Source organism: Streptomyces longhuiensis, assembly GCF_020616555.1.
GTDB lineage: Bacteria > Actinomycetota > Actinomycetes > Streptomycetales > Streptomycetaceae > Streptomyces > Streptomyces longhuiensis.
The window spans coordinates 1,952,848-1,964,794 of sequence record NZ_CP085173.1; the positions used below are offsets into that span (position 1 = coordinate 1,952,848).

Below are 11,947 nucleotides of genomic sequence, written 5' to 3' on the forward strand. Positions count from 1 at the left end.
TCCGTCCGTACCCCCGACTTCGCACTCCCCTTCCAAGCCCTGGGACGCCATGCAGATCCACGATCTTCCGTATCCCGACCCGGGCCTGCCGGATGCCCGCTCCGGCCCCCGCTTCCTGCTCTGGCTGGGCCGGAACCAGCTCGGCGGCCAGTTCAAGTCCCTCTGCTGGGGACTCCTGCACTTCCTGTCCGTCGCCTCCCTTCCCTACGGTGTCGGCTTCGCCGTGCAGGCCGTGGTCGACGGCTCAGGCCCACGGCTCGCCCTCGCGGGCGGGCTCATCCTGCTTCTCGGCGCCGCGCTGGCCCTCGGCGACACGATGCTGCACCGGACGGCGGTCACCAACTGGATCACCGCGGCGGCCCGGGTCCAGCAGCTCCTCGCCCGCAGGACGGCGGCCTTGGGCGCCGCGCTGACCCGGCGGGTCGCCGCCGGTGAGGTCGTCGCCGTCTCCACGGGCGACGTCGAGAAGATCGGCTGGTTCGTCGAGGCGCTGTCGCGTTTCGCCGCCGCCGCGCTCACCGTCGTCGTGGTCTGCGTCGGGCTGGTCTTCTACCAGCCGGCGCTGGGCATCGTCGTCGCCGTCGGCATGCCGGTCCTCGCGCTCGCCGTCCTGCCGCTCCTCCCCCGCGCCACCCGCCGCGCCGACCATCAGCGCGAGAAGGCGGGCCGCGCCACGGAACTCGCCTCGGACACCGTTGCGGGACTGCGTGTCCTGCGCGGCATCGGCGGCGAGGAACTGTTCCTCGACCGCTACCGCCGCGCCTCGCAGGAGGTCCGTACGGCCGCCGTGCGCAGCGCGCGCATGTGGTCCCTGATCTCCGCGGTCCAGGTGCTGCTGCCTGGCCTGCTGCTGATCGCGGTCGTCTGGTACGGGATCGAACTGGCCCGCCAGGGCCGGATCACCGTCGGTGAACTCGTCACCGTGTACAGCGCCGTGATGATCCTCAACTACCCGTTGCGGCACTTCGAGGAGATCGCCATGGCGTACTCCTTCTCGCGCCCCTCGGCCCAACGCGCGGCGCGCGTCCTCTCCCTCGAACGGGTCACGGAACCGGGCGGACTCCGCGCCGCCGAGGCACCGGCCGGTGACCTGTACGACCCGGTGACGGGGCTGCTGGCCCCCGCGGGCCGGCTCACCGCCGTGGTGTGCGGCGACCCTGACCTCGCGGGCCGGCTCGCGGACCGACTCGGGGGGCACCCCACGGAGGCGGACACCGGGATCGGTTCGGAGGCGGGTTCCGCTTCGGGGTCGGGTTCGGGTTCGGGTTCGGGTTCCGGGTCAGGGTCCGGCTCGGATTCGGATTCCGGCTCCAGCTCCCGCTCCCGCTCCGGAAGCGACCCTGACGAGCCGACAACGCCCTTCACCGCGCTGCCTTCCGTGCTGCTCGGCGGGGTGCCGCTCGACGAGCTGCCCCTCGACACGGCCCGCACCGCCGTCCTCGTCCAGGACAAGGACCCGGTGCTGCTGTCGGGCACCCTCGCCGAACTGCTGGACGTCCCGTCCTCGGGATCCGTGCGTCCCGAGGAGGCACTGGCCGCGGCACAGTGCGCCGACGTGCTGGACGCGCTCTCGCAGGCGTCCCTCGACGACGACCCGATGAACGCGCGGATCACCGAGCGCGGCCGTTCCCTCTCCGGAGGCCAGCGGCAGCGGCTCGCTCTTGCGCGGTCCCTGGTCACCGACCCGGAGGCGCTGGTCCTCGACGAGCCGACGTCCGCCGTCGACTCCCACACCGAGGCCAGGATCGCCGAGGGCCTACGGGCGCTGCGCAGCGGGCGCACGACCGTCGTACTCACCTCGTCACCGCTGCTGCTCGACCGTGCGCACCGGGTCGTCCTGGTCCACGAGGGCACGGTCGCCGCGGTCGGCGAGCACCGGGAGCTGATCCTCACCGATCCCCGGTACCGGGCCGTCGTGACCCGCGAGACCGACGAGGAGGTGGCGTCGGCGGACCTGTCCCGGAACACCGGCACCACTCTGCGCAACGAGCCGGGCATCGACGACGCCGGCATCGAAGAACTCACCGAGATCGAGGAGACGGCATGATCGGCCTGGCGCCACCGGCCTACGACCCGGCGGCCCCGACCACGGCGAACACCCTGCCCGTCGGCGCCCCGGCGACCGTCCGGTCCTACGTCCGCGAGCTGTATCAGCGGCACCGCCGCGCTTTCCTGCTGCTCATCGGCGTGAACACGATCGCCGTCGTGGCGTCGATGGTCGGCCCCTACCTGCTCGGCGCCCTGGTCCAGGACGTCTCCGACGGCAAGGACCGGCTGCGCGTGGAGCATCTGGGCAGCACCATCGCCGTGTTCGTCGTCGCGCTCGTCGTCCAGGCCGTGTTCGTGCGGCAGGTGCGGCTGCGGGGCGCGATGCTCGGCGAGCGGATGCTGGCGGACCTGCGCGAGGACTTCCTCGTGCGAGCGGTCGGCCTGCCGCCCGGCGTGCTCGAACGGGCCGGTACCGGTGACCTCCTTTCCCGTATCACCACCGACATCGACCGGCTCGCCAACGCGATGCGCGAGGCCGTTCCCCAGCTGTCCATCGGGGTCGTGTGGGTGGGGCTGCTCCTCGGCGGTCTCGCGGTGACCGCGCCGCCACTGGCACCGGCGGTCCTCGTTGCGGTACCGCTGCTCGTCGTCGGCTGCCGCTGGTACTTCAAGCGGGCCCCGTCCGCCTACCGCTCGGAGGCCGCCGGCTACGCCGCGGTGGCCGCGGCCCTCGCGGAGACCGTCGACGCCGGGCGCACCATCGAGGCCCACCGGCTCGGCGATCGCCGCGTGGCCATGTCCGACCGGCGCGTCAAGGAGTGGACGGCGTGGGAGCGCTACACGCTCTATCTGCGGTCGGTGTTCTTCCCGGTCATCAACGCCACCCATGTGACGGTGCTGTGCTCGGTGCTCCTGATCGGCGGCGTCTTCGCGCTCCAGGGCTGGATCGGCGTCGGGCAGCTGACCACGGGCGCGCTGATCGCCCAGATGCTGGTCGACCCGCTGGGCCTGATCCTGCGCTGGTACGACGAGCTCCAGGTCGCCCAGGTGTCGCTGGCCCGGCTCGTGGGGGTCAGGGACATCGAGCCGGAGGCGGGCGACGCCTCGGTGACGCCGGACGGCCGGCACGTGCAGGCCGACGACGTCCACTTCGGGTACCGGGCGGGCGTCGACGTGCTGCGCCAGGTGTCCCTCGACGTGCGGCCCGGGACGCGGCTCGCGCTGGTCGGGCCGTCCGGGGCGGGCAAGTCCACGCTCGGCCGGCTGCTCGCCGGTATCTACGCGCCGCGCACCGGACAGGTCACGCTGGGGGGCGCCGAGCTCTCCCGGATGCCCGCCGAGCGCGTGCGCTCGCATGTGGCGCTGGTCAACCAGGAGCACCACGTCTTCGTCGGTTCCCTGCGCGACAATCTGCGGCTCGCGCGCACCGGGGCCGAGGACGCCGAGCTGTGGGCGGCTCTCGGCGCGGTCGACGCGGACGGCTGGGCGCGGGCGCTCACGGGGGGCCTCGACACCGAGGTCGGGTCGGGTGCGGTGGCGCTGACCCCGGCGCAGGCGCAGCAGATCGCCCTGGCGCGCCTGGTCCTCGCCGATCCGCACACCCTGGTCCTGGACGAGGCGACCTCGCTGCTCGATCCTCGGGCGGCCAGGAACCTGGAGCGTTCGCTCGGCAGGGTCCTGGACGGCCGCACGGTCGTCGCGATCGCCCACCGGCTGCACACCGCGCACGACGCGGATGTGATCGCCGTGGTCGAGGAGGGGCGGATCAGGGAGCTCGGCAGCCACGACCAGCTGGTCGCGGCCGACGGTGCGTACGCGGCGCTGTGGCGGTCCTGGCACGGGTGATCGCCCGGGCCGGGCAGGGGGTGTGCGGCGGCTCAGATGACGTTGAGCGCGGCCGCGCACCCCACTCCGCCGAGCAGCATGAACACCGGCATGAGCACCTTGAGCTCGACCCAGCTGCCCGCTCGGAAGCGCATCACCTTGGGCGGGCCGATCGGGTACCAGCGCTTGCGGCCGATGGGGATGGGCCACAGGACCGGACAGCCGGAGACCGTGAGCGCGTCCCCGATGTCGTGGACCAGGGCGCCCAGGACGATCGGCAGGCCCAGCCACAGGTACTCCTGGCCGGGCTGTGTGAACAGCCAGTCCGACCCGTTGCCCGGCTTGTCGAGGATTCCGGCGAGTATCCAGGCGCTGGTCCCGGCGAGCAGCCACACCAGGACGTCGCTGCTGGAGCCGCGTGCCGCCCGCCACAGCAGGCCCTCGATGGCGAGCACCATGTGGACGAAGAGGAGGGCGAGGACCGCCCAGCGCCCGCCGAAGACCGCCGCGGCCGAGGCGCCGGCTCCGATGAGGACCGCCCACAGCCAGGTGTGCGTGAGGGTGCGGTGTCCGCCGGAACGGCGCGGGTCGCCCTTCATACGGGTCGCCTTGTAGACCGCGTACGACAGCTTGTCGACGATCTCGCACAGGCCGCGCGAGACGGGGCCGAAGGCCCGCGAGATGGTGGCCGCCTTGTGGTCCAGGTCGGGGGCGAGGGCCGCACCCGCGCAGATCAGTGCCCCGACGAGCACGACGGGCCAGGGCATGGGGTGCCCGGCGGCGGCCGCGGCCGCGCCCACCCCCAGCCAGGCCGCTGCTCCTGACAGCGAGTGTGCCGGTCCCATCATGGCTGCGTTCCGCCCCATTCCACTTATGCAGGTGCCGAGTTGTCCCCATCGGGGCCACCGCGTCCTGACGCTCCGTCGGCGCCACAGCGTACCTTTCGTGATCTTCGTACGGGCAACCGATTGCCGGATCGGGTCGCAAGGCAGGCAAGATGGGGGCGTGACCCTTATCGATCAGCTGCCGCAGACCGCCGACCCCGACGCCCTCTACGAGGCTTTCGAGTCGTGGGCCGAGGAGCGCGGGATCACCCTCTACCCCCACCAGGAGGAGGCGCTGATCGAGGTGGTGTCGGGGGCGAACGTGATCGTCTCGACGCCCACCGGGTCCGGCAAGAGCATGATCGCCGCCGGTGCGCACTTCGCGGCGCTCGCCCGGGACGAGGTCACCTTCTACACGGCACCGATCAAGGCGCTGGTCTCCGAGAAGTTCTTCGAGCTGTGCAAGCTCTTCGGCACGGAGAACGTCGGCATGCTCACGGGTGACGCGTCGGTCAACGCCGACGCCCCCGTGATCTGCTGCACCGCCGAGATCCTCGCGTCCATCGCGCTGCGCGACGGGGCGCGGGCCGACATCGGCCAGGTCGTGATGGACGAGTTCCACTTCTACGCCGAGGGCGACCGCGGCTGGGCCTGGCAGATTCCCCTGCTCGAACTCCCCCAGGCGCAGTTCATCCTCATGTCGGCGACGCTCGGCGACGTCGCCATGTTCGAGAAGGATCTGACGCGGCGCACCGGGCGCCCCACGTCCGTGGTCAGCTCCGCGACGCGTCCGGTTCCCCTCTCCTACGAGTACCGGCTCACGCCGCTCACGGAGACGCTCACCGAGCTGCTCGACACCCGGCAGGCCCCGGTCTACATCGTGCACTTCACGCAGGCGCAGGCCGTCGAGCGCGCGCAGGCACTCATGAGCATCAACATGTGCACGCGCGAGGAGAAGGAGAAGATCGCCGACCTGATCGGCAACTTCCGCTTCACCACCAAGTTCGGCCGCAATCTGTCGCGCTACGTGCGGCACGGGATCGGCGTGCACCACGCGGGCATGCTGCCCAAGTACCGGCGCCTGGTGGAGAAGCTCGCGCAGGCCGGCCTCCTGAAGGTCATCTGCGGTACGGACACGCTGGGCGTGGGCGTGAACGTCCCCATCCGTACCGTCCTGTTCACCGCTCTGACGAAGTACGACGGGACGCGGGTGCGGACGCTGCGCGCGCGGGAGTTCCACCAGATCGCGGGCCGGGCGGGGCGGGCCGGGTTCGACACGGCGGGCCTCGTCGTGGCGCAGGCGCCCGAGCACGTCATCGAGAACGAGAAGGCGCTCTCGAAGGCGGGGGACGACCCGAAGAAGCGCCGCAAGGTGGTCCGCAAGAAGGCGCCCGAGGGTTTCGTCGGCTGGACCGAGAACACCTTCGAGAAGCTGATCGGTTCGGCCCCGGAGCCGCTGACGTCCCGCTTCCGGGTGACGCACATGATGCTGCTCGCGGTCATCGCCCGCCCCGGCAACGCCTTCGACGCCATGCGCCACCTCCTCGAGGACAACCACGAGCCGCGCAAGCAGCAACTGCGGCACATCCGCCGCGCGATCGCCATCTACCGCTCGCTCCTCGACGGCGGCATCGTGGAGAAGCTCGACGAGCCCGACCCCACCGGCCGGATCGTGCGTCTGACGGTCGATCTCCAGCAGGACTTCGCGCTCAACCAGCCGCTGTCGACGTTCGCCCTCGCCTCCTTCGACCTGCTCGACAAGGACTCGCCGTCGTACGCGCTCGACATGGTGTCCGTCGTGGAGTCGACGCTCGACGACCCGCGGCAGATCCTCGCCGCCCAGCAGAACAAGGCGCGCGGTGAGGCCGTCGCGGCGATGAAGTCCGACGGCGTCGAGTACGAGGACCGCATGGAGCGGCTCCAGGAGGTCACGTATCCGAAGCCCCTGGACGAGCTGCTCTACCACGCGTACGACGTGTACCGCAGGAGCCACCCGTGGGTGGGCGACCACCCGCTGTCGCCGAAGTCCGTGATCCGTGACATGTACGAACGGGCCATGACCTTCACGGAGTTCGTGTCCTTCTACGAGCTCGCCCGCACCGAGGGCATCGTGCTGCGTTACCTCGCCGGCGCGTACAAGACGCTTGAGCACACGGTCCCCGACGACCTCAAGTCCGAGGACCTCGAGGACCTGATCGCCTGGCTGGGCGAGATGGTCCGCCAGGTCGACTCCAGCCTCCTCGACGAGTGGGAGCAGCTCGCCAACCCCGAGGTCATGACGGCCGAGGAGGCCCAGGAGAAGGCCGACCAGGTCAAGCCGGTCACGGCGAACGCGCGCGCGTTCCGTGTGCTCGTCCGCAATGCCATGTTCCGCCGGGTCGAGCTGGCCGCCCTCGACAACGTCGACGAGCTGGGCGAGCTGGACGCCGACGCGGGCTGGGACGCGGACGCCTGGGGCGAGGCCATGGACACGTACTGGGACGAGTACGAAGATCTCGGCACCGGTCCCGACGCCCGCGGGCCGAAGCTGCTGCGGATCGAGGAGGACGCCGCGCACGGCCTGTGGCGGGTGCGCCAGACGTTCGCCGATCCGAACGGCGATCACGACTGGGGCATCAGCGCCGAGGTCGACCTCGAGGCGTCCGACGCGGAGGGCCGTGCGGTCATCCGCGTCACGGATGTCGGCCAGCTGTAGGACCTGACCCGGTCGCGCACCCCGGACGCAGCGCTCGGAGCGCGGCGCAGAGATGGGAGAACAACGCATGACGAACCCGGCTGAGCGGCTCGTCGACCTGCTCGACCTGGAGCAGATCGAGGTCAATATCTTCCGGGGCCGCAGCCCGCAGGAGTCCCTGCAGCGGGTCTTCGGTGGCCAGGTGGCCGGCCAGGCGCTCGTCGCGGCGGGCCGCACCACCGAGGGCGACCGGCCCGTGCACTCGCTGCACGCGTACTTCCTGCGTCCGGGCCGCCCCGGCGTGCCCATCGTGTACCAGGTCGAACGGGTCCGCGACGGCCGGTCGTTCACGACGCGCCGTGTCACCGCCGTGCAGCAGGGCCGCACGATCTTCAATCTGACCGCCTCCTTCCACAAGCCCGAGGACGGGAGCTTCGAGCACCAGCTGCCGCCGGCGCGCGAGGTTCCCGATCCGGAGTCCCTGCCGACGATCGCCGACGAGGTCAAGGCCCATCTGGGCGCGCTGCCCGAGACGTTGGAGCTCATGGCGCGGCGCCAGCCCTTCGACATCCGGTACGTGGACCGGCTGCGCTGGTCGCCCGAGGACATCGAGAGCGCCGAGCCGCGCAGCGCGGTCTGGATGCGCGCGGTCGGGCCCCTCGGCGACGACCCGCTCGTGCACACCTGCGCTCTCACGTACGCGAGCGACATGACCCTCCTCGATGCCGTGCGCATCCCCGTGGAACCGCTGTGGGGACAGCGCGGTTTCGACATGGCCTCGCTCGACCACGCCATGTGGTTCCACCGTCCTTTCCGTGCGGACGAGTGGTTCCTGTACGACCAGGAGTCCCCGATCGCGACGGGCGGCCGCGGTCTGGCGCGCGGCCGGATCTACGACGCCGCCGGACACCTCCTCGTGTCCGTGGTGCAAGAAGGCCTCTTCCGGAAGCTCGGGGAGTGACCGGCGCCGTCGACCGGGACGCGTCGCTCGCCCGGGCCGTGCGGCTGCGCGAGGACGGTCTGCGCGAGGAGGCCCGCGAGCAACTCGTCGCGCTGTCCGCCCGATTCCCCGACGACGCCGAGGTCGCGTACCAGACGGCCTGGGTCCACGATGCCCTCGGGCTCGAGGCGGACGCCGTTCCGTACTACGTGCGGGCACTCGCCGGCTCAGGCCTGAGTGCGGACGAGCGGCGTGGCGCTCTGCTCGGCCTCGGCAGCACGTACCGCACTCTCGGCCGCTACCCGGAGGCGGTCGCCACGCTGAGCGGCGGCGTCACCGAGTTCCCGGAGGACAACGCCCTTCAGACGTTCCTGGCCATGGCCCTGTACAACGTGGGCCGCGCGCACGACGGGATGCGGCTGCTGCTGACCGTTCTCGCGGAGACGAGCGGCGATCCTGACCTCATCGCGTACCGGCCGGCCATCGAGCACTACGCCAAGGACCTCGATGCCACGGATCTCGACGCCACCGGCCTCGACGCCACAGGTCTCAGCGCCGACGGGTAGGCCCGCACTCCCGAACTACCGCCGCCACAGGCCCGGTTCAGGCTCCTCTGCGGCGGAGCCAGCCGAGCAGTCCGCGCGATGGGCGGGGTGGCTCGGCCTCGGTCGGACGCTGCTCGCCCGTCCCGGTCGCCCCTTGTGTCGGCGCGAGATCCGGCTCCGGCGGGGCCACTCCATTGGAGTACGTGGTCGGCGCGGGTGGTTGCTGGTGCGCGGCGACCGGAGTGCCCGCGTTCGGTCGCGGCGCGGGCCGCAGGCGTCGCGCCTCCGCCAGGCTGAGCAGCAGGCTCGCCCTGAGCCAGCTGATCTCGTGCGGGTCGTCCGCTGTCATGATCCGCTCGGCGATGCGCGCCGATGGCGAGTCGGGCGCGCCGTGTCCGGTCGACTCGGGGCGCAGCTTGCTCAGATAGCCGCGCTCGTACGGGCACTTGACGAGGTCCAGGACCGTCACCGGGTCCAGGAGGGACGCGACGGCGGCGGCGCGCTCCCATGCGTCGGCGCTCTGCCCGAGCAGGTGGCCCGCGTGCCGCGACCGCCAGTTCCGGGGCCGTAGGTCGATCCCCGCTTCGAGGCGGGCGCGCATTCGGTCGGGTGCGCGTCCTGTCATCAGCGGTGCGTTGACCTCGGCCGCCGCGAACTCCCTCAGCTCTTCGGCCAGATAGAGCCAGACCACAGCCCTGTAGCGATTGAGGTAGAAGCGCACCGGCGTCAGCATCCCCGCGCGGGCGAGCCGGGTGAACCTGGCCGTGGTGATGTCCATGAGGCCCGCGCCTTCCGTGGTCCCCACGGCCCGGACATGCTCCCGCAGCGAGTCCGGGAAGCCCGCGGTGTCGCGCAACCGCTCGATCTCCTCGCGGGCCACACGGCGGCGCCCGCCGTCGTGGGCCGGTACGGTGCGGACGCGTCCGAGTCGTACCGCCAGCTCGAACTCTCCCCGTTTCAGCCCCAGTTCGCGAGCCGCCCTGCTCTGTGCGAGCGAGGCCGCAGGTACCCGCGTGGCCGGTGTCGCGATGGTGTCGCCACCCATGTCTGATCTCCCCCGTGAGTCGTGATCGCTCCCGGGAAAAACCGTAGCCCGAAGGCCGCCCGCGCCGCTGAGCCTGTGGATAACTCTGACCGGACCAACGTCTATGCAGGTCAGGAGCCTTCTGCTCGGCGGGCTCCCACGCCGAGGTGCTCGCCGACCCGATTGACGAGCAGCGTCATCTCGTAGGCGACCTGGCCGATGTCGGCCTCGGCCGAGCTGAGGACGCACAGACAGCTGCCGTCGCCCGCCGCCGTCACGAAAAGGACGGCGTCGTCGAACTCGACCATGGTCTGCCGGACGCCACCGGCACCGAAGTGCCGCCCGGATCCCTTGGCCAGGCTGTGCAGACCGGACGACACGGCCGCCAGATGCTCGGCGTCCTCCCGCCTGAGGTCGCTGCTCGCTCCGGTGACCAGACCGTCGTTGGACAGGACAAGGGCGTGGCGCACGTGCTCGACACGCTCTGTCAGGTCGTCCAGCAGCCAGCCGAGCCCCTCGTTGTCCGCCATGATCCCGTCTCCCCCATTCCCGATCGCTCCCCTACCCGGAGGATCTGTCTCGCCAGCCTTCCCCACGCCCGGCGTCTCGGCAAGCAGGATGACCCCATGGCACACAAGATGACCGATGAGGAATGGCGGGCGTTCGTCTCCGAGGGGACCCGTACCGCCAAGCTGTCCACCGTGCGGCCCGACGGCAGCCCGCACGTCGCGCCCGTCTGGTTCGTCCTCGACGGCGAGGACCTCCTGTTCAACACCGGCAAGGACACCGTGAAGGGCCGCAATCTCGCCCGGGACAACCGGGTGGCCCTGTGCGTGGACGACGATCGGCCACCGTTCTCCTTCACGGTGATCGAGGGCCGCGCCGAACTCATCGAGGACCTGGGGCAGTTGCGGGACTCGGCCGCCAGGATCGGCGGGCGTTACATGGGCGAGGACCGCGCCCAGGAGTTCGGCGAGCGCAACGGCGTGCCCGGCGAGCTCCTGGTACGCGTGCGGATCGAGAAGGTCGTGGCGCTGGCAGGGCTCGCCGACTGACGACGGCGCACCGTGCACGGGGCTCGCCGACCGACGACGTCGTACCTCAGCCCACGGAGTCGAGGAGCCGGGCGGTGTGCATCCGCCCGGCGTACTCGACGAGCCGGATCAGCACCTCCTTTCCCGAGTCGCGGTCACGGGCGTCGCACAGCACGACGGGGGTCCCGCGGTCGAGGTCGAGGGCACGCGACACTTCGAGGGCGCCGTAAGTACGGGCATGCGTGAAGCAGTTGACCGCCACCACGAACGGGATGCGGCGGTGCTCGAAGTAGTCCACGGCCGGGAAGCTGTCCTCGAGCCGGCGGGTGTCCGCGAGGACGACGGCGCCCAGCGCGCCCTGCGAGAGTTCGTCCCAGAGGAACCAGAAACGGTCCTGGCCCGGCGTGCCGAACAGGTAGAGCGACAGGCCGGAGCGGATGGTGATGCGGCCGAAGTCCATGGCGACGGTCGTCGTGGTCTTTCGCTCCACGGCTCCGGTGTCGTCCACGTTCTGGCCGAGCTCGCTGAGCAGTTCCTCGGTGCGCAGCGGTCGGATCTCGCTCACGGCGCCGACCAGGGTGGTCTTGCCCACCCCGAATCCGCCCGCGACCAGGATCTTCAGAGCCAGGGCGGAGTTGTCGGCGTTCGTCTCTTCAGAGTGCTCGGAGGCCATCGATGACTTCCCTCAAGATCTTTTCGTCGGGTAGCTGAGCGGGCGGCACGGGCCGGCTGACCTTGACGCAACCCATGTCGAGAAGGTCGCCCAGGAGCACCCTGACCACCCCTACGGGGAGGTCGGTGCCCGCGGCGAGTTCGGCGACCGACTGCGTCTCGGTGCGGCACAGCTCGATGAGCGCCCTGTGCTCGGGGCCGAGTGCCGTGTCGTCGTCCTTGCCGGGCGCGGCCCCGTCGAGCTTGACGAGTGCGATCAGGTCGAACCGCACCCCTCTCGGCCCGGGTGAGGTGCGCCCGCCGGTCATCGCGTAGGGGCGGACCAGGGGCCCGGCCTCGTTGTCGTACCACTGGCTGCCCGACCGGTCCGGGCTGCCCTGTCCCTGGTCGTCCCTGTGCCCGTGATCGTTCATCGTCGTGG

Annotated in this window: 11 protein-coding genes; 6 read left to right on the top strand and 5 right to left on the bottom strand. The window is 71.2% G+C overall.

Going from position 1 to position 11,947, the window contains the following annotated elements:
- The first annotated feature begins 49 nt into the window (after window positions 1–49).
- Together LGI35_RS09230 and LGI35_RS09235 are read left to right on the top strand one after the other, a co-directional pair.
- Complete coding sequence (locus LGI35_RS09230; RefSeq protein ID WP_227293411.1) at window positions 50–2,047, top strand: ABC transporter transmembrane domain-containing protein; 1,998 nt, start codon at window positions 50–52, stop codon at window positions 2,045–2,047.
- Window positions 2,044–3,834 carry an ABC transporter ATP-binding protein gene (locus LGI35_RS09235; protein ID WP_227293412.1) on the top strand — a complete coding sequence of 597 codons (1,791 nt, stop codon included), beginning with the start codon at window positions 2,044–2,046 and terminating at the stop codon, window positions 3,832–3,834. The genes LGI35_RS09230 and LGI35_RS09235 overlap by 4 nt, the downstream gene beginning before the upstream one ends.
- 32 nt (window positions 3,835–3,866) lie before the next feature.
- Here LGI35_RS09235 and LGI35_RS09240 read toward each other — a convergent pair whose 3' ends face one another.
- Window positions 3,867–4,661: a metal-dependent hydrolase gene (locus LGI35_RS09240; protein ID WP_227293413.1), complete on the bottom strand. Its 795-nt coding sequence runs from the start codon at window positions 4,659–4,661 to the stop codon at window positions 3,867–3,869.
- Between the two features lie 157 nt (window positions 4,662–4,818).
- On the opposite strand from LGI35_RS09240, the gene LGI35_RS09245 reads away from it, so the two are divergent.
- The 3 genes from LGI35_RS09245 (at window position 4,819) to LGI35_RS09255 (ending at window position 8,817) form a co-directional block, all read left to right on the top strand.
- Window positions 4,819–7,332 (top strand): DEAD/DEAH box helicase, encoded by a 2,514-nt coding sequence (locus LGI35_RS09245; protein ID WP_227293414.1) that lies wholly within the window; start codon window positions 4,819–4,821, stop codon window positions 7,330–7,332.
- A gap of 67 nt (window positions 7,333–7,399) precedes the next feature.
- The gene (locus LGI35_RS09250) at window positions 7,400–8,272 is read left to right on the top strand and encodes an acyl-CoA thioesterase (protein ID WP_227293415.1); all 873 of its coding nucleotides are present in this window, start codon (window positions 7,400–7,402) and stop codon (window positions 8,270–8,272) included.
- Window positions 8,269–8,817, top strand: a complete 549-nt coding sequence (locus tag LGI35_RS09255) for a tetratricopeptide repeat protein (RefSeq protein WP_227293416.1) — start codon at window positions 8,269–8,271, stop codon at window positions 8,815–8,817. Before LGI35_RS09250 ends, LGI35_RS09255 begins: the two co-directional genes overlap by 4 nt.
- A 37-nt stretch (window positions 8,818–8,854) precedes the next feature.
- Here LGI35_RS09255 and LGI35_RS09260 read toward each other — a convergent pair whose 3' ends face one another.
- Both LGI35_RS09260 and LGI35_RS09265 read right to left on the bottom strand, forming a co-directional pair.
- The gene (locus LGI35_RS09260) at window positions 8,855–9,841 is read right to left on the bottom strand and encodes a DUF6397 family protein (RefSeq protein WP_227293417.1); all 987 of its coding nucleotides are present in this window, start codon (window positions 9,839–9,841) and stop codon (window positions 8,855–8,857) included.
- A 110-nt stretch (window positions 9,842–9,951) separates the two neighbouring features.
- Window positions 9,952–10,350 carry a roadblock/LC7 domain-containing protein gene (locus tag LGI35_RS09265; protein WP_116500198.1) on the bottom strand — a complete coding sequence of 133 codons (399 nt, stop codon included), beginning with the start codon at window positions 10,348–10,350 and terminating at the stop codon, window positions 9,952–9,954.
- Window positions 10,351–10,446: 96 nt separating this feature from the next.
- Between LGI35_RS09265 and LGI35_RS09270 the strand changes: the two genes are divergently transcribed.
- The gene (locus LGI35_RS09270) at window positions 10,447–10,875 is read left to right on the top strand and encodes a PPOX class F420-dependent oxidoreductase (RefSeq protein ID WP_227293418.1); all 429 of its coding nucleotides are present in this window, start codon (window positions 10,447–10,449) and stop codon (window positions 10,873–10,875) included.
- A 46-nt stretch (window positions 10,876–10,921) separates the two neighbouring features.
- Here the strand turns inward: LGI35_RS09270 and LGI35_RS09275 are convergent, their stop codons facing one another.
- Window positions 10,922–11,527, bottom strand: coding sequence for a GTP-binding protein (locus LGI35_RS09275; RefSeq protein ID WP_227293419.1), 606 nt, complete (start codon window positions 11,525–11,527; stop codon window positions 10,922–10,924).
- The gene (locus LGI35_RS09280) at window positions 11,508–11,939 is read right to left on the bottom strand and encodes a DUF742 domain-containing protein (protein ID WP_227293420.1); all 432 of its coding nucleotides are present in this window, start codon (window positions 11,937–11,939) and stop codon (window positions 11,508–11,510) included. Before LGI35_RS09280 ends, LGI35_RS09275 begins: the two co-directional genes overlap by 20 nt.
- Window positions 11,940–11,947 lie beyond the last annotated feature (8 nt).